The sequence below is a fragment of the Granulicatella sp. zg-84 genome, from assembly GCF_010892375.1.
Lineage (GTDB): Bacteria > Bacillota > Bacilli > Lactobacillales > Aerococcaceae > WM01.
The window spans coordinates 102,999-125,405 of sequence record NZ_WNJX01000001.1 but is presented as its reverse complement, the minus strand read 5'-3'; the positions used below and the strand labels follow the sequence as shown (position 1 = coordinate 125,405).

24 protein-coding genes are annotated in these 22,407 nt (G+C 32.8%); 21 read left to right on the top strand and 3 right to left on the bottom strand.

Going from position 1 to position 22,407, the window contains the following annotated elements:
* Positions 1-60 precede the first annotated feature (60 nt).
* The 11 genes from GMA06_RS00585 (at position 61) to GMA06_RS00535 (ending at position 7,469) form a co-directional block, all read left to right on the top strand.
* Positions 61-411 (top strand): hypothetical protein, encoded by a 351-nt coding sequence (locus GMA06_RS00585; protein WP_163561340.1) that lies wholly within the window; start codon positions 61-63, stop codon positions 409-411.
* 73 nt (positions 412-484) lie between these two features.
* A complete protein-coding gene (locus GMA06_RS00580; RefSeq protein WP_163561339.1) occupies positions 485-673 on the top strand; it encodes a hypothetical protein in 189 nt (62 codons plus the stop codon).
* A complete protein-coding gene (gene comGF / locus GMA06_RS00575; protein WP_163561348.1) occupies positions 636-1,085 on the top strand; it encodes a competence type IV pilus minor pilin ComGF in 450 nt (149 codons plus the stop codon). The genes GMA06_RS00580 and comGF overlap by 38 nt, the downstream gene beginning before the upstream one ends.
* On the top strand, positions 1,051-1,410 hold the full coding sequence (locus GMA06_RS00570) for a hypothetical protein (protein ID WP_163546708.1): 360 nt from the start codon (positions 1,051-1,053) through the stop codon (positions 1,408-1,410). Before comGF ends, GMA06_RS00570 begins: the two co-directional genes overlap by 35 nt.
* Positions 1,411-1,468: 58 nt before the next feature.
* Positions 1,469-2,326: a S1-like domain-containing RNA-binding protein gene (locus tag GMA06_RS00565; RefSeq protein ID WP_163561338.1), complete on the top strand. Its 858-nt coding sequence runs from the start codon at positions 1,469-1,471 to the stop codon at positions 2,324-2,326.
* Between the two features lie 4 nt (positions 2,327-2,330).
* Positions 2,331-3,236 carry a site-specific tyrosine recombinase/integron integrase gene (xerA, locus tag GMA06_RS00560; RefSeq protein WP_163546706.1) on the top strand — a complete coding sequence of 302 codons (906 nt, stop codon included), beginning with the start codon at positions 2,331-2,333 and terminating at the stop codon, positions 3,234-3,236.
* 15 nt (positions 3,237-3,251) lie between these two features.
* The gene (deoB, locus tag GMA06_RS00555) at positions 3,252-4,424 is read left to right on the top strand and encodes a phosphopentomutase (RefSeq protein WP_163561337.1); all 1,173 of its coding nucleotides are present in this window, start codon (positions 3,252-3,254) and stop codon (positions 4,422-4,424) included.
* A 17-nt stretch (positions 4,425-4,441) separates the two neighbouring features.
* Positions 4,442-5,260, top strand: a complete 819-nt coding sequence (locus GMA06_RS00550) for a purine-nucleoside phosphorylase (RefSeq protein ID WP_163546704.1) — start codon at positions 4,442-4,444, stop codon at positions 5,258-5,260.
* A 79-nt stretch (positions 5,261-5,339) separates the two neighbouring features.
* On the top strand, positions 5,340-6,122 hold the full coding sequence (locus tag GMA06_RS00545) for a segregation/condensation protein A (protein WP_163561336.1): 783 nt from the start codon (positions 5,340-5,342) through the stop codon (positions 6,120-6,122).
* On the top strand, positions 6,115-6,723 hold the full coding sequence (scpB, locus tag GMA06_RS00540; protein ID WP_163561335.1) for an SMC-Scp complex subunit ScpB: 609 nt from the start codon (positions 6,115-6,117) through the stop codon (positions 6,721-6,723). Before GMA06_RS00545 ends, scpB begins: the two co-directional genes overlap by 8 nt.
* A gap of 11 nt (positions 6,724-6,734) precedes the next feature.
* Positions 6,735-7,469 carry a pseudouridine synthase gene (locus GMA06_RS00535; RefSeq protein ID WP_163561334.1) on the top strand — a complete coding sequence of 245 codons (735 nt, stop codon included), beginning with the start codon at positions 6,735-6,737 and terminating at the stop codon, positions 7,467-7,469.
* 271 nt (positions 7,470-7,740) lie between these two features.
* Here GMA06_RS00535 and GMA06_RS00530 read toward each other — a convergent pair whose 3' ends face one another.
* From GMA06_RS00530 to GMA06_RS00520, 3 genes are all read right to left on the bottom strand, one after another.
* Entirely contained in the window at positions 7,741-9,909 is a 2,169-nt protein-coding gene (locus GMA06_RS00530) for a PBP1A family penicillin-binding protein (RefSeq protein WP_163561333.1), read from the bottom strand.
* A gap of 28 nt (positions 9,910-9,937) precedes the next feature.
* The gene (gene recU, locus GMA06_RS00525; protein WP_163561332.1) at positions 9,938-10,540 is read right to left on the bottom strand and encodes a Holliday junction resolvase RecU; all 603 of its coding nucleotides are present in this window, start codon (positions 10,538-10,540) and stop codon (positions 9,938-9,940) included.
* Positions 10,541-10,747: 207 nt separating this feature from the next.
* Positions 10,748-11,713: a rhodanese-related sulfurtransferase gene (locus GMA06_RS00520; protein ID WP_163546199.1), complete on the bottom strand. Its 966-nt coding sequence runs from the start codon at positions 11,711-11,713 to the stop codon at positions 10,748-10,750.
* Between the two features lie 236 nt (positions 11,714-11,949).
* Here GMA06_RS00520 and GMA06_RS00515 point away from each other — a divergent pair, with 236 nt between their 5' ends.
* The 10 genes from GMA06_RS00515 (at position 11,950) to GMA06_RS00470 (ending at position 22,349) form a co-directional block, all read left to right on the top strand.
* Entirely contained in the window at positions 11,950-12,555 is a 606-nt protein-coding gene (locus tag GMA06_RS00515; protein WP_163561331.1) for a superoxide dismutase, read from the top strand.
* A gap of 218 nt (positions 12,556-12,773) precedes the next feature.
* Positions 12,774-13,136 carry an Asp23/Gls24 family envelope stress response protein gene (locus tag GMA06_RS00510; protein WP_163546201.1) on the top strand — a complete coding sequence of 121 codons (363 nt, stop codon included), beginning with the start codon at positions 12,774-12,776 and terminating at the stop codon, positions 13,134-13,136.
* 51 nt (positions 13,137-13,187) lie between these two features.
* Positions 13,188-14,852: a DAK2 domain-containing protein gene (locus GMA06_RS00505; protein ID WP_205426130.1), complete on the top strand. Its 1,665-nt coding sequence runs from the start codon at positions 13,188-13,190 to the stop codon at positions 14,850-14,852.
* Positions 14,853-14,985: 133 nt separating this feature from the next.
* The gene (recG, locus tag GMA06_RS00500) at positions 14,986-17,007 is read left to right on the top strand and encodes an ATP-dependent DNA helicase RecG (protein WP_163561330.1); all 2,022 of its coding nucleotides are present in this window, start codon (positions 14,986-14,988) and stop codon (positions 17,005-17,007) included.
* A 19-nt stretch (positions 17,008-17,026) separates the two neighbouring features.
* Entirely contained in the window at positions 17,027-18,040 is a 1,014-nt protein-coding gene (gene plsX / locus GMA06_RS00495; protein WP_163561329.1) for a phosphate acyltransferase PlsX, read from the top strand.
* A complete protein-coding gene (gene acpP, locus GMA06_RS00490) occupies positions 18,040-18,276 on the top strand; it encodes an acyl carrier protein (RefSeq protein WP_163546204.1) in 237 nt (78 codons plus the stop codon). The genes plsX and acpP overlap by 1 nt, the downstream gene beginning before the upstream one ends.
* A 238-nt stretch (positions 18,277-18,514) precedes the next feature.
* Entirely contained in the window at positions 18,515-19,513 is a 999-nt protein-coding gene (locus GMA06_RS00485) for an ABC transporter ATP-binding protein (RefSeq protein WP_163546205.1), read from the top strand.
* Positions 19,513-20,466, top strand: coding sequence for an ATP-binding cassette domain-containing protein (locus GMA06_RS00480; RefSeq protein WP_163561346.1), 954 nt, complete (start codon positions 19,513-19,515; stop codon positions 20,464-20,466). Before GMA06_RS00485 ends, GMA06_RS00480 begins: the two co-directional genes overlap by 1 nt.
* Positions 20,467-21,429, top strand: coding sequence for an oligopeptide ABC transporter permease (gene opp4B / locus GMA06_RS00475; protein WP_163546206.1), 963 nt, complete (start codon positions 20,467-20,469; stop codon positions 21,427-21,429). It abuts the gene before it with no gap.
* 14 nt (positions 21,430-21,443) lie between these two features.
* The gene (locus GMA06_RS00470) at positions 21,444-22,349 is read left to right on the top strand and encodes an ABC transporter permease (protein WP_163561328.1); all 906 of its coding nucleotides are present in this window, start codon (positions 21,444-21,446) and stop codon (positions 22,347-22,349) included.
* Positions 22,350-22,407 lie beyond the last annotated feature (58 nt).

Here is a 22,407-nt window from a genome sequence, read left to right as displayed (position 1 = left end):
GTTTCCCGTCAAGGCACACTTTGTTTTTCGCCTTGACTAGAAAACCTTTGTTTTTATTGTTTGGTTATTAACCCCGCAAAAGAGAAAGTAATTATCTGTTTTTTTGCACTTTACTTTACAATTGGAGAAAAATTACTTTATGCACAACATCAATCGATTGTGACACATCAAGATAGTATCATAACAGTAAACATGAAAACGCATGAAGTGTATACAAATTTAGCATTGGACAAATCTTTGAAAGTACCTCGTGTACTTTCAGGCATGACACATGCATATTGTTTTTCAAAAGATACGGGAACGTTAAAAAGATATGATACATTCACATCGTACACAGAAACGTATACATATATTTTACATGTACAATTTGGAAGAGGGGTATGTTATCTTGAGAAAATTAAGCGATATTAGAGCGAGCATTTTGTTTGAATGTGTCTTATCTTTTTTTCTATTGTCGAGTTTTATTCTTTTAATGAGCTTTTGTATGATACAACAATTTGTATTTGAACAGACCCAAATAGACATTAACCATCTTTATGATTTATTGGATAATCGCATAATCTCAGAGCAAACAGGAACAATTAATCAAGGAAAAGGGCGTATTGATAATGATGTGAATGGCGGAGTTATTTATTATGATAATAAACAAATATTATCAGTTTTTAAAAAATAAAAAGGGATTTACATTATTGGAAACAGTAGTGTCATTATTTGTTTTTTGTGTTATAACGATATTACTTCTTTCTACTCAACCAATGATAACAAAATATCATGGCTATATACGACAACATCATGAAACAGCCTTTATTCAATTCAAAAACTATTTAGAATACTGTTTGTCCAAAGAACAATATATCAAACATGATACAAATGTACTTTTCACACAAATAGATAAGAAAACAATTCGATATGAACAGTATCATAACATTCTAAGACGTACAACTGATAAAGGTGGATATGAACCCTTGCTATTCAATGTGCAAAAATGGTATGTCAATAAGCAAAAAGACTATTATCACATTCGTGTATTTTTTCAAAATGGAGATTATTATGAAGCGAATATTCTATATATTATTCAAAAATAAACAAGCTAGTATTTTTGTGACTGTGATGACTTTATGTCTTTTTATGATAACGAGTTTACTATATCTTCAAATGACTTATCACGATAAAATAGCTATGCTATATAGTGAACGAGAAAATCGTTTGGCGAAAATGATGATACATATTGTTTGTAAAGATATGGATAAAAATATAAAAAAGAAGGCGATTATCTTTAATACTGGAACCGTTTATATTGATAAAAAAGAGGAAGACATACTATTACTGACTTGTGTGTTAAAAAATGGGAAACAAATTTATCAAGAAATTACATTAAAACAAAAAACTGAACCGTCATCTAAAGAGTGATACTATTTTTTATTTCATGATTATGTTAAAATAATATAGGTGAATATGGAGGAATAGTATGAATACATTATATGGAACAGTCATAACAGGCATGGTCACAGATGAAAATAACGATTTTTATTTTATTCAAAAAGACGGTGTGACGTTTGCGATGGATAAACAAGAAGATGAGTCGCTATCCATTGGAGATACAGTAAAAGGCTTTGTTTATGAATCTAGTCAACATAAAAAAAGGTTAACAACGAATATTCCAAAAGTCCAGCAAGGGAAGTACGCATGGGCGACAGTAACGCAAGTTAGAAAAGATTTAGGAGTGTTCGTTGATATAGGATTACCTGATAAAGAAATTGTCGTTTCTTTAGATGATTTACCGCAAATGAAAGAGTTATGGCCAAAGAAAAACGATCGATTGATGATTAGTTTAAGAGTAGATAAAAAAGAGCGTTTATGGGGTATTTTAGCAGACGAACATATTTTTAGATCTGTTGCTAAAAAAGGAAAAGAAACAGATAAAAATAAAGATATTACAGCAACGGCTTTTCGCTTAAAATTAGTTGGTACATACGTTTTAACAGATGATTACTATATTGGATTTATTCATCCAAGCGAACGCGTTGATGAGCCTAGATTGGGTGAACAATTATCTGGACGAGTAATTGGTGTTAGACCAGATGGTATTTTAAATCTATCTCTAAGACGACGTGCACATGAAGCTATTGGAGATGACGCGGAAATGTTATTGGCATTTTTAAACAAATCAAAAGATGGAAGTCTTCCATTTTGGGATAAAAGCGATCCAGATGATATAAAACAATACTTTGGGATTAGCAAGGGTCAGTTTAAACGTGCCGTAGGTAATTTGTTGAAGCGTCGTATGATTGAACAAAAAGATGGCTATATTCGATTAGTGAAATAAGTATATGATGAGTTTAGATAAACGAATAATAAAAGAATATATCATTGACTTCTCAAGAGAGGGAGCTTCAGAAAATAGTTGTATCAATTATGAATTGGATTTAATACACTATGCTAATTTTTTAATAGAGATATATCGTATTGTACATTGGGAAAATATTAGTGCAGATCATATTCGACACTATGTTTCTTTACTTTATGACGAAGGTAAAGAAGCAACTACGATTAGTCGTAAAATATCAGCTTTAAGAAGTTTTCATAAATATTTAAAACACCAGCAGATTGTTGAAACAAATCCAATGGAAAAAATTTCTTTACCTAAAAAAAGAAAGCAGTTACCCCGTGTACTAACAGAAGATGATATAGACGATATTTTAGCTGTTCCTGATTTAAATACCTTGCAAGGTATCCGAGATAGAGCGATTTTAGAAGTGATGTATGCCACTGGATTACGTGTATCCGAATTATGCGATTTAAAACTATCCCAAGTGCATAGAGAAGCAGCAACAGTAAATGTTATCGGAAAAGGAAATAAAGAGCGAATTACACTATTAGGCGAAGAGGCACTACATTATTTAAATATGTACTATAATTTAGTTAGACCTGTTTATGATAAAGATAATCTAAGTGCTTACGTTTTTTTAAATCGTAGAGGTAAACCATTTACAAGGCAAGGTATTTGGAAACGATTGAAAGAAATCGTTCAAGAAAGTGGAGTCGATAAGCATGTCACTCCACATACTATTAGGCATTCTGTGGCAACGCATTTATTGGCAAATGGCATGGATTTAAGAATGATACAAGAATTATTAGGGCATGAACATTTAGAAACAACACAAATTTACACACATATTGATATGAATAAAGTGACGGATGACTATACACTAGCACATCCACATGCAAAAAAATAGGAGCGAGGAATAAAAATGAAATTTAAACGTATACATTTAATCGTAATGGATTCAGTAGGAATTGGAGAAGCACCAGATGCTGATAAATTTGATGATGTAAATTCTCATACATTAGGACATATTACGGACAATATGGAGCTTCATTTACCAAATATGGCAAAATTAGGTCTAGGAAAAATAGAATCTTTAAAAAATATACCAAATGATATTGAAACAATGGGATATTATACAAAATTACAAGAAGAATCTGTTGGAAAAGACACAATGACTGGTCATTGGGAAATTATGGGACTAAATATTGATAAGCCATTTAGAGTTTTCCCAAATGGTTTTCCACAAGAACTTCTTCAACAAATTGAAGAACACACTGGTCGGAAAGTTATTTGTAACTTACCGTATAGTGGAACAGCCGTGATTGATGATTATGGACAAGAACAAATGGAAACAGGAGCTTTAATTATTTATACTTCTGCAGATCCTGTTTTACAAATTGCAGCACATGAAGAGATTATTCCATTAGAAGAATTATATAGCATTTGTGAATATGTACGTAGCATTACATTAGATGAACCTTATATGGTAGGACGTATTATTGCTCGCCCTTATATTGGAGAACCAGGAAACTTTAAACGTACAAGTAACCGCCATGATTATGCATTAAGTCCTTTTGGTGAAACAACATTAAACTTTTTAGAACAATCTCACTATGATTGTATTGCTATTGGTAAAATCAATGATATTTTCAATGGTGCGGGTATTACAAAAGCTATTCGTACAAAAGATAATATGGATGGTGTTGACAAATTACTTGAAGTTTTAGAAACAGATTTTACTGGATTGAGTTTCTTGAATTTGGTCGATTTTGATGCTGTTTATGGACATAGACGTGATGTGATAGGGTACGGACAAGCTTTAGAAGCTTTTGACAAACGCTTGCCTGAAATTTACGAAAAAATGGATGATGATGATTTATTGATGATTACGGCAGATCATGGAAATGATCCAACTTATAAAGGAACAGATCATACACGTGAATATGTACCTTTAATGGTGTATTCGAAAGCTTTTGAAAAAACGGGAGCTTTGTCAGCAGGTGGACATTTTGCTGATATTGCAGCAACTATTTCTAATAATTTTTCAGTTAAACAAACAGAAAATGGAAAAAGTTTCTTATCAGAGTTAGTATAAAGGAGATTTATAAAAAAATGACATATAAAGAAAAAATTGCACAAGCAACAGATTATTTAAAGAAGCAAGGTATTGAAAAGCCACAATTTGCTTTAATACTAGGATCTGGTTTAGGTGAATTAGCAGAAGAAATTCAAAATCCAATTATTGTTGAATATTCAACAATTCCTCATTTTCCTGTATCAACTGTTGCAGGTCATTCTAATGAATTGGTTTATGGTGAATTAAGTGGAAAAAAAGTTCTAGTTATGAAAGGACGTTTCCACTATTATGAAGGCTATGCATTAGATGCTATTACATTCCCAATTCGTGTGTTCAAAGCATTAGGTATAGATTCTGTTTTCTTAACAAATGCAGCAGGTGGTGTTAATGAAACATTTAAACCAGGTACTTTGATGATGATTACAGATCATATTAACTATGCTGGACCAAATCCATTGATTGGTGCAAATGATGAGGAAATCGGTCCACGTTTCCCAGATATGACAAAAGTATATACACCAGAGTATCAAACGATTATTCGTCAAGCTGCTAAAGAAGTAGGTGTGGATTTAAAAGAAGGCGTATATACATGGTACTCAGGTCCTTCTTATGAAACACCTGCTGAAATTAGAATGTTTAGACTATTAGGAACAGATGCAATTGGTATGTCTACTGTTCCAGAAGCGATTGTAGCACGTCATGCAGGTATGAAAGTTATGGGGATTTCTTGTATTACTAACTTAGCAGCAGGCATGAGTGGTAATGCATTAAGTCATGAAGAGGTTGTAGAGGTTACTCAAAAAGTTAAACACTTATTTAAAGACTTAGTCAAAAAAACGTTAGAATTAGCTTAAGCTAAATGTTCTCATTTTTATTGTATATCAATAAAAATGAGAACATTTGCCTATGTATTGATGTTTTTAGGAGTTATAAATGGAAAATAATCAAGAATTATTGATAAAATTAGATGATTTTGAAGGTCCTTTAGATTTGTTATTACATTTGATTAAAGAAACAAAAATGGATATTCAAGAAGTTCCAATGCTGATTATTGTTGATCAATATTTACAATTTATTCGTTCAATGACATATTTACAGTTAGATATTGCTGGAGAGTATTTGGTTATGGCGGCTACGCTTTTAGAAATTAAAAGTAGATTGTTATTACCACGAGTTGATACAATAGAGATTGAAACAGAAGAGTACGAAGAAGATTTACAAGATGAGTTAATTAGACAATTGATTGAATACCAACAATTCAAAGAAGTTGCAAGTGCCTTGCGTGAAAAAGAAGACGAACGAGGACAATTTTTTGCAAAGGAACCTACTAATTTAGAACTACTACAAGAAAATATCCCATTAAAAGAGGGAGAAGTTAGTCTTGATGATATGATTCGTGCTTTTCAAAAGATGTTTCAAAAACAGCTTCAAAAACAACCATTACATGCAAGAATCGAAATGGATCAAGTATCTGTTGAAGAAACAATGTTACGCATAGTTGACACATTATCCAAAACAAGTAGAGAAGTACCGATTATCGATTTTATTGACTCAAAACAGTCTTTAATAGCAACATTTCTAGCTATGTTAGAGTTAGCAAAAGAAAAACGTGTGTATTTTAAACAAGGTACATTACATGATATGATTTATTTATATGCAGGAGAAAATATTCAACAAGAAGAATGGTATGATTATAAAGGAGAAGAAAATGAGTAATCAAATAGGTGCAGTTGAAAGTTTGTTATTTGTATCAGGTGATGCAGGCCTAACACTATTAGAATTGAGCGACTTATTACATATACAAACTTCCGACGTTACAGTATTGCTGGAAACTTTACAAAAAAAATACCATGATGATGAACAATGCGGACTGGCATTAGTTTCTTTTGCCAATCGTTATCAAATAGTGACAAAGGGAATATATTCAGAAGTAATAAAAGAATATGCAGTTTCTCCTTTTGCCACTAAATTATCTCAGGCAGCGCTCGAAACATTAGCTATTATCGCATACAAACAACCTTTAACACGTGCACAAATTGATCAAATTAGAGGTGTACAATCAACAGGTGCTCTACAAAAATTACAAATGAGAGATTTAATTGAATCTAAAGGAAGAGAAAATAGTCCAGGAAAGCCTATTTTGTATGGGACAACAGATTATTTTATGAATTATTTTGGTATTACGGATATGTCAGAATTACCTGATTTAGATCAATTAGAAATGATTCAAGAAAATACGCTACAAGATTTGTTTGAAGAGCGTTATAAAAAAGAGTATCAAACAAATGATGTAAAAATAGAAGATGCTACAGAATAAGGAGAAAACTAGTGGAACGTTTGCAAAAAGTGATGGCGCATGCAGGGGTGGCATCAAGAAGAAAATGTGAAGAATTGATTATAAGTGGTCATGTTCAAGTAAATGGAAAACTTGTGACGGAATTAGGCTATAAAGTAAGTACAAGTGATAAAATTGAAGTAGACGGTGTACCGCTTTATAAAGAAGAACCTGTTTATTATTTATTTAATAAACCACAACGTGTTATTTCAGCTGTATCAGATGATAAAGGAAGAGCAGTTGTAACAGATTATTTTCAAGGATTGCAAGAAAGAATTTATCCTATTGGGCGATTGGATTATGATACAACAGGATTATTATTGTTAACAAATGATGGAGAATTTGCTAATTTGCTCATGCACCCAAAATATCATGTGGAAAAAACATATATTGCAAAAGTAAAAGGTATACCTACTGAACAGCAACTAAAAAAACTGAAATACGGTATTAAAATTGATGGGAAAAAAACAGCTCCTGCAAAAGTAAAATTATTATCTGGAGATACAGATAAGCAAACAGCAACCATTGAATTAACCATTCACGAGGGTTGGAATCATCAAGTGAAAAAAATGTTTATGGCAATTGGTACACCTGTCATGAAATTAAGACGTGAAAAATATGGTTCTTTAACACTTGATCATTTAGGTGTCGGACAGTGGCGACCACTAAAGAAATACGAAGTACAAAAATTAAAACAAGAAGCAATGCAAATGCAACCTAAAAAATAAAAGACTAATCGTGTTAGTGGGAATAATCCACCAACACGATTTTGTATATAAAAGTGGACAAAAAAAGAGAAATACCTGTATGATTAAATCACCACAATTAAACAAGGAGGTATTTCTCATAGATTATTATACAAAAAAATTAGGCTCTTCGTCAAATGGTGTTGGCGGAGAGCTAAATAAGATTGAATAGCGATGCCTATAATGAACTTTATTTAAATAGTAAAGAGCTTTATATCAACTATTAAAAGTAGTTGATATAAAGCTCTTTGTTTTAATTATCTTCCTCTTTTTTAGTCGTTGTTTCACGTGTTGTAGCTTCACGTGATGAGAATGAAAAACTTTTTGTTGTAAAACTAATTGTTGTTTTTTCTTTATCATCGTCAGAATCTTCATCTCTACGTCGTGTGGTTACATCTCTTTCAATTTCTGTATAAACAGGACGTTTTCCTTTTAAATATAGCTCTGATCCGTAACGTTCAACGCTATCTGGTTTTTCCCAAGGTGTATTATCACCATTTTGTGCTAAGTAAGACATAATGTATTTATAAATTAACTGTGCATAGGTTGATTCAGTTTGATCTAAATAATGATTGAGTTCATTTGGGGTATCGTATCCTACCCAAGTTGATACAACGTATCGTTTTGTGTAGCCAACATACCACGCATCTGGTGCTGCAAATGGAACGGTTTTACCACCTGTCACAGTAGCTAATTGATCTTCTGTATAATTCGTTGTTCCTGATTTTCCAGCATGATATAAATAAGGAATGTCTGCACTTGTGGCATAAGTTGTTGGTACACCTCTTAAAATATCTGTAATCATGTAAGCTGTGGAGTCTTTCATGGCACGTGTCCCTTCGCCAATATAACTTGCTTCTTCTCCAGAACGTGTAATAATTTTATTGATTGTAAATGGTTTGTAGTAAGTACCACCATTTGCAAAGGCACTATAAGCGGCCGCCATTTGTAAAGGGCTTGCCTCAAAACCAATAGCATTTGATTCTACTAATCCAGGCACACCATTATTTGTAACATCTATTTTTAATTTAGACAAGAATGCATAAGCGTTATCTAAACCGACATCTCGTAATGTACGTAGAGCAGGAGTGTTTCGTGAAGCAGCAAGTGCTGTTCGGATAGACGTTGATCCAAAATAACGGAAATCCCAGTTATATAAAGGTGTTCCGTCTGAATAATTGATTGGTGAATCTGAAACAGACTGACCAGTTGAGTAGTCTTTATATTCAAATGCAGGACCGTAATCGACTAAAGGTTTTGATGTTGATCCAACACTTCTAGAAGCAACTGTTGCACGATTTAAACCTAATTGGACATTGATATTTCGACCTCCCACCATAGCCACAATAGCCCCATTATTTGGGTCAACAACTGTCACGGCAGCTTGGACATCATTATTTGCCCAGTCAATGTAATTTGTTGTATTTAAAATATCTAACAATTTATTTTGGACATTCATATCTAGGTTTGTATAAATAGATAGACCATCTGTATATGGATTTAAAGAGGTTTTCTCTGAAATTTCAGCAGCAACAGCTTGCACATAAGAATCAATAGATAATTCTGCCGCTGATTTATCATTTTTATGATCGACTAAATTATAAGTAATAGGTAAAGCAGATGCGATATTAAATTCTTCTTGCGTGATTTTTTGATTTGATAGCATTGTACCTAAAACAGTATTTCTTCTTTGTAAAGCAGCTTCTGGATTGACATATGGATCATAGTGATTTGGTGCTTGAACCATACCTGCTAATAAAGCAGCTTCGGCAATATCTAATTTATTGACATCTTTTCCGAAATAATATTGTGCTGCCGTACCGAATCCATAAATATTATTTGCTAAATACACCTTATTTAAATATAAAGCTAAAATATCTTCTTTAGTGTATTGCTTTTCTGCTTGAATGGCTAACCATGCTTCTTGAATTTTTCGCTTAATGGTTTGATCTTCTTTTGACGTTGAAAAAGCGGATAGTTTGATAAGTTGTTGCGTAATTGTACTACCACCTTGAGAAAGTCTTCCTTTTGCTAAGTTTGTAATAAAGGCACCGCCAATACGAACAAAATCAACACCATTGTGATCGTAAAAACGTTTATCCTCAATAGATAGAACAGCATCTGCGACATTTTCAGGAATATCACTTGGATCAATCAAAATACGATCGTTTCCTCCAAGTTTTGTAATAATCTCACCGTTTTTATCATAAATCGTAGACGGGATTGTCCCGATTAAAGCTTCTTGTGTAATACTCGGTGCTGTTGATATGAAGTAAGCTGTCACACTCACAACAATTAGAAAAAGAATGGATAGTATCGCTAAAAAACTTAATAAAATTTTTTTGCCAAGTCCTTTTTTTGTTTTGGGTTTCTTTTTCTTTTTGTTAACAGGCTTACTAGAACGTGTTTGTGTTTTTACCATAAATAAAATAGCCTCCTATATAACACTATTAAAATTTATTGTTTGTATCAATCAAATGCTTTACAATATCTAAATAAGGAATAATAGGATACATGCCTATATGAATTTCATAGCCATACTTTTCAATATATGACAAGGGGATTGATTGACGCTTGCCATCTTTATGTTTTTCTCTCCAAAATTGAATAAAGTGTTGAGCCTTTAATAAAAAGACACGATTATGGAAAGAAAATTTAAAAAGAACAAACGTTATTCCTTGTTGTTCAAGACATTGCTCCATGTGTTGTACTTGATGCTCATGAAAATTTGTCAGAGGAAAAGACGTTTTATTTTTCGTTTCTTTTGCTTCAAAATCAATATAAAAACCTTGGTACACACCATTATAATCTGTTGTTGAAGCATGACGGAAGTAGGCTTCTGTTATTTTAGCAGCACTACGTTTGGGGTAGTCTACTTTTACAACTTGAACAGGTGTTGGCTTTTTATGAATCACTGCAATTTTCTTTTGTAAATAGTAAAGATTCGACTGATTGATTTGTTCCTCAAAAATCATGCCCCGTTTGCCGTGTATGATATTATTTTGAGATGTTTTAGTAGATAAAACAGTACCCGCAGGGTATTGTATTGGCATGATAAGACTCCTTTTTCACTTCATAAACGATTTCATTATACCAAAAACGGATTAAATAAACAATTTTAGAGCATATTTGATCATAAGAACTACTCTATTAAGAAGCGAAATTACTCAAAAAGACTTGAAACCAACTCATTAAAAATGTTGATTTCAAGTCTTTTTTATTTAAGAAGTAAAACCTTTGTTTTTAGGTTAACTTCTTATTTATGCATTTGTTGCTAATGTTTCACCAATTTTTTGTAGACGTTGTTCTAATTCATCACGTGTTAGCTCATGACGTTTGACGTAAAGATTTTCTGGATGAATACGGCATTCGTGTGAACAGCTCTTTAAATATTTTTCTTCATTTTCAACTGAACATAGAATTTGACGATTACAACGAGGGTTAGCACAGTTGACATAACGTTCGCAAGGTGTGTTGTCAAACCAGTCACGACCAACGACAATATGTTCATTTTGATTGATATCTACAGCGATACGGTCATCAAATACATACATTTTTCCGTCCCATAAATCACCACGTACTTCTGGATCTTTTCCATAAGTTGCGATACCGCCGTGTAATTGCCCAACATCTTTAAATCCTTCACGTACTAACCAGCCAGAGAATTTTTCACAGCGGATACCACCTGTGCAATATACAACTAAACGTTTTTCCATAAATTTTTCTTTGTTGTCTAATACCCATTGAGGTAATTCTCTAAAATTACGTATATCAGGACGAACAGAACCTCTAAAATGACCTAAATCATATTCATAGTCATTACGTGTATCTAAAACGATTGTATCCTCATCTAGCAGAGCTTCTCTAAATTCTTGTGGGGATAAATATTGTCCTGTTAATTCTAAAGGATTAACATCCTCTTCTAAACCTAAATTAACGAGTTCTGGACGATATCTCACAAAAATTTTACGGAATGCCATATTATTTTCTTCATCAATTTTGAATACCATATTGGCAAATCTTGGATCTTTGTGCATGTGATCCATGTATTGTTGTGTTTGTTCAATGGTTCCTGAACAAGTACCATTGATACCTTCATTGGCAATTAAAATACGACCTTTAATACCAATTTCTTTACAAAATGCAAGATGTTCTTTTGCAAATTGTTCTGCATTTTCGATTGGTACATATTGATAATACAATAGTACACGAATTTCTTTTGACATAATGATTCCTCCAAAATAGTCCAAATATTTTGAAACTGTATTTGTGCATTTCGCACGACGTAAATATAGATGAAAAGAATAGAAAAAAACAAGTGATTTGCTTGTGAAATAATAAACTTTAAATGTTTAAAAATGGCGTCATACAAAAGCAAAAGCCTTTTCATGTTTGTGAAAGTATGGTATGCTAAAAACATATAAAAAACGCGTGTGTTTGTACACACCTTAGGAGGAGTATTATGACTTTTGAATTACCAAAATTACCTTATGCTTATGAGGCACTTGAGCCACATTTCGATGCAGCGACAATGCATTTGCATCATGAAAAACATCATCAAGCGTATGTAACAAATTTAAATGCTGCATTAGAAAAAGCACCTGAATTTTTTGGGAAATCAGTTGAAGAAATTATTGCACATTTAGATAAATTACCAGAAAGCATTCAAACTGCAGTCAGAAACAATGGTGGTGGACATGCTAATCATTCATTCTTTTGGACATCTTTAACACCAGCTAAGACTGAACCAGTTGGCGAATTAAAAGCAGAAATTGAAGCAAAATTTGGTAGTGTAGAGGCAATGAAAGAAGCGTTTAATACTGCCGCTAAAACACGTTTTGGTTCTGGTTGGGCATGGTTGGCATTAAATAATGGAGAATTAGAAGTGTTATCAACAGCGAATCAAGATTCACCAATCATGGAAGGTAAAACACCAATTTTAGCTTTAGATGTTTGGGAACATGCATACTATTTAAACTATCAAAACAGACGTCCAGACTATGTTGATGCATACTGGAATTTAGTAGACTGGAATAAAGCAAACGACCGCTTTACTGCAGCAAAGTAGTTTATCTCATTCGTAAATTAGGTTTGAAATAAAGATAAAATATATTTACAATGAGAAAAATCATCATTTAAATACATAAAAAAGGCTCTTTCGTTCATAGAATGCTTTCTATGAACGGAAGAGCCTAATATTTTTCTATAAAAAAGATAGATATAGATAATAAAGTATGTTATTATCAAGATGATATGCTATAAATCGTATGATAAAGGAGGATTTATATGTCAGTAAAAATCGAAACAAAAAATGGTCATATTGATTTAACACAGGAGGTTATTGCAACAGTTGTTGGAACAGCTGTTACAGACAACTATGGTGTTGTTGGTATGGCAAGTAAGCATCAAATTCGAGATAATATCAATGTTATTTTGAAAAAAGAAAATTATTCTCGTGGTGTGGTCATTCGTCAAATAGACAATCAAGTCATGGTAGATGTTTATATTTTTGTTAACTATGGAACAAAAATTTCTGAAATTTGCCGTAATGTACAATCTAAAGTTAGCTATGATTTAAAACATTTATTGGGTATTGATGTACATTCAGTAAATGTTTATGTACAAGGTGTACGTATCGTACAGGACTAGTATTTTTGAGAAAGTCAATGACATGACTATTAGGAGGATTTTGAATTGGAAATGAAAGAACTAAAAGGACAAGCATTTAAAGATATGGTGCAAGTAGGCTGTGAACGTCTACATGAAAATGCTGAATTAGTAAACTCTTTGAATGTGTTTCCTGTCCCAGACGGAGATACTGGAACAAATATGAACATGTCCTTTACATCAGGAGCACAACGTGTCGCTCAATCTCAAGAAGAAGAAGTAGGTGCTTTAGCTGTTGATTTAGCAAAAGGTTTATTGATGGGAGCACGAGGAAATTCAGGTGTTATTTTATCGCAATTATTTAGAGGGTTTTCAAAATCGGTTGAAACATATAGCTCTTTAACTGCTGAACAATTTGCACAAGGATTTACACACGGTGTTGAAACAGCTTATAAAGCTGTAATGAAACCAGTTGAAGGTACTATTTTAACTGTTGCTAGAGAATCTGCAAAAGCAGGAGAGGAAAAAGCAAAAACAACAGATAATATTATTGATGTTATGCGTGCTATTGTTGAAGGTGCTAGAGTATCATTAGATAACACACCAGAATTATTGCCAGTTTTAAAAGAAGTTGGTGTTGTCGATAGTGGTGGACAAGGATTACTATTTGTTTATGAAGGATTTTTAGAATCTTTAACAGGTGAAAAATTACCAACATCATTTGGAAAAGGTATTTCAGCGAACTTAGCATCTGTTGCGCATCATGAAAACTTTTCTAATGTTGCACATGCAGTGGATACAAAAGATATTCAATTTGGTTACTGTACAGAAATTATGGTACGTATTGGAGAAGGAGAAACTGTTACAGATACATTTGATTATGATACATTCCGTAATTATTTAAATGACTTAGGAGATTCTTTATTAGTTGTAGCAGATGATGAAATCATTAAAGTTCATGTACATACAGAACGACCAGGAGAAGTCATGAATTATGGTCAAAAATTTGGTTCACTTATTAAAATTAAAGTAGATAATATGCGTTTGCAACATGAAGATGTATTAACAAATAAAGCAACAAAACAAAAACCAGTTGAAAAAGCAGAATATGGTATTATTGCAATTGCTGCTGGAAATGGTGTACAAACGTTATTAAAAGATATGGGTGCTACAGTCATTATCAATGGTGGACAAACAATGAATCCAAGTACAGAGGATATTTTAAAAGCTATTGAAGAAGCACATGCAGAAAAAGTGATTATTCTACCAAATAATAAAAATATCCAAATGGCAGCAGATCAAGCTGCTCAAGTGAGCGATACACCTGCTGTTGTTGTTCCGACAAAAACAATTCCACAAGGTATGACAGCTCTACTTGCATTTAATCCACTAAACCAATTAGAAGAAAATAAAGAGAACATGACAAATGCTTTATCTTCTGTTGTTAGTGGTCAAGTTACAATAGCGGTACGTGATACACAAATTGACGGCATAGACATTAAAGAAAATGATTTTATGGGATTGATTGACGGTAAAATCGTCTTTTCTCAAAAAGATAAACAAGAAGTAACGCTTGATACATTACGTCAAATGATTTCTGATGATACTGAAATTGTCACAATCTTAATCGGAGAAGACGCAACACAAGAAGAAGCTGAAGAAATTGTTTCTGTTTTAGAACAAGAATTTGAAGATATTGAATTTGATATTCAATTAGGAGATCAACCAGTATATCACTTCTTGTTGGCAAGTGAATAACCAATAAAAATTGGGACTATAAGTAAAGAGGTGAATGGATGTTTAAAGACGTCATTTGCCTCTTTTTTCATTTGTATTGGGTGATTTTTTTTTCTTGTTTTGATATGATATATAAAAAGTAAAGGAGAATGGTATGAAAAGTATTTATGATCGTGTCGATACATTAAAGTCAGTTGGTCCCAAAAGAGTGCAAGATTTAAATCAATTAGGTATTGAAACCGTAGAAGACTTACTTTTACATTTTCCATTTCGCTATGAAGATATTCAAATTCGTGATTTAACAGAAGTGTTAGATCAAGATAAAATTAGTTTAAAAGGAACGATTTTAACAGATCCAGTGGTTAGTTTCTATGCAGGGAGAAAGAATAGATTATCGTTCCGTTTAGGTATAGGTGCACAAGTGATAAATGTTGTTTTTTTTAATCAACATTATTTAAAAGATAAATGTCAAATTGGATTAGAAATTGCTATATATGGGAAGTGGGAAGAAAAAAGACAAACATTATTAGGTATGAAATTGCTCGGCACAGCTAATCAAGATACTGAATTTTCAGCTGTTTATCACACAACAAAATCAATGAAGCAAGCAACTTTAGTGAAATTGATTAAACAGTCTTTTGATGATTATAAAGATGTTATTGAAGAAGTCTTACCCGATGAGATTTTGGATAAATATGCTTTTATGGATTATATGCACGCTATTGAAAACATGCACTTTCCTGAAAATCAGCAATCGGCAAATGAAGCACGAAGAAGAATGATTTATCAAGAATTGTTTTTCTACCAACTAAAATTAAACTTGTTAAAATACGAAAGGCACAAAACAAAAACAGGTTCTTTAAAATACGACACAAATAAGTTGAAAGCTTATATTGATACTATTCCATTTTCTTTAACCAATGCACAAAAAAAAGTAAGCAATGATATTTGTAGAGATTTACTTGCTCCATTTGATATGAATCGTTTGCTACAAGGAGATGTTGGAAGTGGTAAAACAGTTGTGGCAAGTATTGCCATAGCAGCGTGTGTATTTAGCGGGAAACAGGTTGCTTTTATGGTGCCAACAGAAATATTAGCACAACAGCATTACAAAACCATTCAAACATTATTTCAAGGTACCTCGATAAAAATAGGATTATTGACAAGTAGTACGACAGTAAAAGAAAGAAAACAAATGTTATTAGATGTATTGAATGGTCAATTAGATTGCTTGATTGGGACACATGCACTTATTCAAGAAGATATTCAGTTTTATGAGTTAGGTTTAATTATTATTGATGAACAGCATCGCTTTGGTGTGATGCAAAGACAAAAGTTAAATGAAAAAGCTATTTTTCAAAATGTACTGTATATGACGGCTACCCCAATTCCACGAACACTTTCAATGACATTATTTGGTGAAATGGATGTATCCGTTATTGATGAATTACCTGCTGGACGGCAAAAAATTATTACAAGATGGGTAAAAGAGCAGGAAATGGAAAAAGTACTTGAATTTATGAAACGAGAAATAGATAAAGGATACCAAGCATATATGATTACACCTCTAATTGAAGAGTCTGAAGCATTAGAAGATGTACAAAATGCACAAAAAATGTATGAATATATTTCAGAGTATTTTTATGAGTATTCGGTCGGTTTATTGCACGGTAAAATGAAAGCTGATGAAAAAGACGATGTCATGAAACGATTTAAACAAAATAATATTCACATTTTAGTTTCTACAACCGTTATTGAAGTGGGTGTGGATGTACCTAATGCAACAATTATGGTTATTCAAGATGCAGAAAGATTTGGATTGGCACAATTACACCAATTACGTGGACGTGTTGGACGAGGGGATAAACAATCTTATTGTATTTTAGTTGCTAATCCTAAAACAGAACAAGGAAAACAACGTATGGCAATCATGGTTGAAAGTCAAGATGGCTTTTATCTGAGTCAAAAAGACTTAGAAATGAGAGGAACAGGAGATATTTTTGGATTAAAACAATCTGGTATTCCAGATTTTTCTTGTGCAGATATTATTCGAGATGTTCACATATTAAATCAAGCTAGACAAGATGCAATGGACATTGTGCATTCACAAAATCCTTATATAAAAAATGCGTATGAGTTGTTAAGAAAAAAGACTTTTGATAAGATAAAGTTGTAGTGATTAAAGGAGGTGCTTCATGAAAAAAATTGCAGTAGATGCAATGGGAGGCGATTTTGCGCCGCAATCAGTCGTTGAAGGTGTGATGCGTGCAGCAAAAGAATTTCAAGATATTACCTTTGTTTTATATGGTGATGAAACAAAAATAAAAGAATATTTAATAGATGATACAAGAATTGACATTGTACATACAGATGAAAAAATAAATAGTGATGATGAACCAGTAAAATCTATTAGACAAAAGAAAAATGCTTCCATGGTATTGGCGGCACAAGCTGTTAAAGATAAGCAAGCAGATGCCATGTTTTCGGCAGGGAATACAGGCGCATTGTTAGCTGCGGGGTTATTTATCGTTGGAAGAATTAAAGGTATTGAACGTCCGGGCTTAATGCCAACTTTACCTGTTATAACAGATCCAAGTCGTACGTTTGTATTTATGGATGTTGGTGCTAATGCGGATTGTAAACCACATCATCTCGTTCAATTTGCTATTTTAGGTTCGTACTATGCACGTTTTGTACAAAAAATAGATAAACCAAGAATAGCATTGTTAAACAATGGAGCGGAGGCTTCAAAAGGAAATGAGTTAACGAAGCAGGCGTATCAACAATTATTGCAATTAGAGGATATTCATTTTATTGGAAATATTGAAGCAAGAGATTTGTTATTAGGAGAAGCTGATGTTGTTGTAACAGACGGTTTTACGGGAAATGCTGTCTTGAAATCCGTTGAAGGAACAGCTTTGTCCATGGTTCAGTTAATTAAATCAACGATTAAACAAGGTGACCTTAAAACAAAACTAGGTGGATTACTCGTTAAAAATGCTTTAAGTGGCGTAAAAGATGTGTTAGACTATTCTAAACACGGTGGTGCTGTTTTATTTGGTTTAAAAGCACCTGTTGTGAAAACACATGGTTCAGCAGACAGCACAGCTGTTTATTACACATTAAAGCAAATTCGAACAATTTTAGACTCCCATGTGATTGAAGATTTAGCAAATCATTTCGATAATGAGAAAGAGAGTGATAATTAATGGAAGAAAAAATTTATGAGAAAGTTTTAGACATTGTGTCTGAACAGTTTAATACAGATAAAAGCGATTTATCAAAAGAAACACGATTTAAAGAAGATTTACAAGCAGATTCTATTTCGGTCGTTGAATTGATTATGGCTTTTGAACAAGAATTTGGGGGAACAATTTCTGATGAAGAATCAGAACATATTCAAACAATAGGAGATATTGTTTCGTATATTGCTTCTAAATCATAAAAGCTAGGCACTTTGCTTAGCTTTTTTTATAAAAAATATAAAATAGGATAGAATATTCAGACAATTTGTAGTATAATAATATGGCTATATTATTGACTAAATTGTTTTTTATTAAAAAAAAATGAAAATATAAGTTGCTTTTGATGAGCATAATCTATATAATGTTGTTATACATGTTATGTATTCGTCGTGATGATAGGATAGTATAGAGAAGTTAAATGAAGAAGGAGGAATTATTTTGACGTATGAAAAAACGTTATTAGATGTACGTGATTTACATACAGGATTTCGTTACAACGATCAATTTTATGATGCAGTAGATGGTGTATCATTTACATTATCAAATAATGAAATTTTAGCTATTGTAGGTGAGTCAGGTTGTGGTAAAAGTACATTAGCAACAACAATTGTTGGATTGCATGATGCAAAAAACACACGTATATCTGGTGAAATTTTATATAGACAAGATAACTTAGCAGAATTTACAGATAAACAATTTGAAAAAATCCGTGGTAACGACATTGGTGTTATTTTCCAAGATCCATTGTCAGCATTAAATCCATTGATGACGATTTTTAAACAAATTGAAGAAACACTGATTTATCATACGACAATGAACAAAGAAGAACGTCGTCAACGTGTGTTGGAATTATTAACTCAAGTAGGTATTCCTAATCCAGAGCGTGTGGCAAAGCAATATCCACATGAATTATCCGGTGGGATGCGCCAACGTGTCGTTATTGCGATAGCTTTGGCTTGTAAACCACCAATTATTATTGCTGATGAACCAACAACAGCGTTAGACGTAACAATCCAAGCGCAAATTCTTGACTTATTAAATGATTTACAAGAAGAAACCGAAGCAGGAATTATTTTAATTACCCATGACTTAGGGGTAGTGGCTGAAACAGCCGATAAAGTAGCTGTTATGTATGCAGGACAATTTGTTGAAGTAGCTCCAGTAAATGAATTATTTAATAATCCGTTACATCCGTATACACGTTCATTATTACAGTCAATGCCTCAAGATGATAGTGAAGAAGACTTACATGTGATTCAAGGTAGCGTACCGTCTTTAATTAACTTAGATCGTACAGGGTGCCGTTTTGCACCACGTATTCCGTGGATTTCCGAAGACGCACACGAAAAAGATCCAGTTTTACACGAAGTATCGCCTGGTCATTTTGTGAGATGTTCTTGTTACAAACATTTTCATTTTGATGGGGAAGGAGAATAATCGTGGGTATTATCCAAGTTGAAAATTTAAAAGTACATTATCCAATTCGTAGTGGATTTTGGAATCGTGTCACAGATCATGTGTATGCCGTGGATGGTGTTAACTTAGATATTGAAGAAGGTAAAACGTATGGTTTAGTTGGTGAATCTGGATCAGGTAAATCAACTATTGGTAAAGCTATTATTGGTTTAGAAAAAATTACTTCTGGTAAAATTTATTACAATGGAGAAGACATTACAAAACAAGTAAAAAAACGTACATCTGAATACAACCGTAACGTTCAAATGATTTTCCAAGACTCTTTATCAAGTTTTAATCCTAAAAAACGTATTCAAGATATTTTATCAGAACCATTACGTAATTTTGAAAAATTATCACCAGATGAAGAAAGACGTCGTATTTTAGAATTATTAGACATTATCGGATTTACGGAAGATATTTTAACGAAATATCCACATGAATTTTCAGGTGGTCAACGTCAACGTATTGGGGTGGCACGTGCTATTGCATCCAAACCGAAATTAGTGATTGCTGATGAACCGGTATCTGCATTGGACTTATCTGTACAAGCGCAAGTATTAAACTACATGAAACGTATTCAAGATGAATATGGTATTGCTTATTTATTTATTTCTCATGATTTAGGTGTTGTCAAACACATGTCAGATGATTTAGCTATCATGTATCGTGGACGATTTGTAGAGTATGGTAACAAAAAAGATATTTATGAAAATCCAAAACATATTTATACACAACGTTTATTATCCGCAATTCCATCTGTTAATCCTGATTCAGCTGAAGAAAATAAAATAAAACGTTTGAAAGTTGAAAGTGAGTATGCAAAAAATCAAGCAGAATACTTCGATAAAAATGGGCGTGTGTATGATTTAGAAAATATTAGCAATACACATAAAGTCGCACTATCTTCAGTTCAAAAAGGAGGTACGATGTAAATGTGGAAAGTGATTTTACGAAGAATATTGGTCATGATTCCTCAAATTTTAATTTTAAGCCTATTAATTTTCATATTGGCTAAAATGATGCCTGGGGATGCGTTATCTGGGAAAGCGAGTGCTTCATTAACGATAAAAGACATTGAAGCAATTCGACAAGCAAATGGTTGGAATGATCCGTGGTATGTACAATATGGTCGTTGGATTAGTAAAGCATTTCATGGAGATTTAGGAAACAGTTATCAAAACCAACGTCCTGTTGTTGATATTATTGGTGAACGTTTGAGTAATACGGTGTGGTTATCTATCTTAACAGTTGTGATTATGTATTTAGTAGCTATTCCTTTAGGTATGATAGCTGGTCGTTACCAAAATTCATGGGCTGATAAAATTATTGTTTTCTTAAACTTTTTAAACTTTTCAATTCCAGGGTTTGTTGCCGGATTATTGGCTATTTGGCTATTCGGATATTCATTAGGTTGGTTCCCAACTCGTGGTACTGAAACATCTGGTGTTGTTTTAACTGGTCTAGCGTACTTCTGGGATAGATTCCATCACATTTTATTACCATCCTTAATTATGGGTATTTTATCAACAGTTGGTACCATTCAATATTTAAGATCAGGTATTATTGATGCGAAATCTTTAGACTATGTACGTACAGCACGTGCAAAAGGTGTTCCTTTGAATAAAGTATATTCAAGACATATTTTTAGAAACTCTATTTTACCGATTGTGACATTTATTGGATATGATATTACAGGTATTTTATCTGGTTCAATTTTTATTGAGAACATTTTCTCATTCCCTGGGATGGGTAAATTATTTATCGATTCAATCAATGGACGTGACTACTCACTAATGACAGCACTGATTTTAATGTATGGATTAGCCGGTTTATTTGGTTCCTTACTATCGGATGTGGCACTTGCATTAGTTGATCCACGCATTCGCATTCAGTAGAAAGGAGACTAAAAGTGGCTAAAAAAGATAAATTAAAACAAGAAAAAGATAACAAAAAAGCCGTTGTTGGTTTTGGTGTTATTGTTCGTGAATTTAAACGTGATAAAGTTGCGATGACAGCTTTTATTATCTTTGCGACATTGATTTTAGGTATTTTTATTACATCAATGTTTTTAGATAGTAAAAAAGCAATGGAAGTATTTATTACAAATCGTTTTGCCAAACCAGGTACAAAAGGTTACATTATGGGTGCCGATGAAGGTGGTCGTGAGATTTTATTCCAGTTGATTATTGGTGCAAGAAATTCATTGACAATTGCTTTTAGCGTAACTGTTTTAACAACTCTTGCCGGGTTGTTTATTGGAACGATTTCAGGATACTATGGTGGATGGGTTGATGCTGTTGTGATGCGTATTGTTGATTTCATCAGTATTTTACCAAGATTATTGCTAATCATTGCATTTTTACAAGTTGTACCAAACTATTCAATGCTTGCGTTCATTTTTATCATGAGTGTTTTCTCATGGGTAGGGAATGCAAGATTATATCGTGGGAAAGCTTTAGCAGAATCTTCAATGGAGTATATAAAAGCTGCTAAAACATTAGGTGAAAGTGATTTGCGTATTATGACACGTGAATTATTACCGAATATGAGTTCTATTATTATTGTAAATACAACATTATCCTTAGCAGGAAATATTGGTTTAGAAACAGGTTTGAGTTATTTAGGATTTGGTTTACCAAGTTCTACGCCAAGTTTAGGGACATTGATTGGATATGCAACCAACTCAGATATTATTAAAAACAAAGTGTGGGTGTGGCTACCCGCATCATTACTTGTTTTGGTGTTAATGCTTTGTGTTAACTATATTGGTGAAGCGTTGAAACGTTCATCAGATGCAAAACAACGTTTAGGTTAGTTTATTAAACTACTTTATAAAAAGTAGATAGTAAAAATATTTATTAAGGGAGTAATTA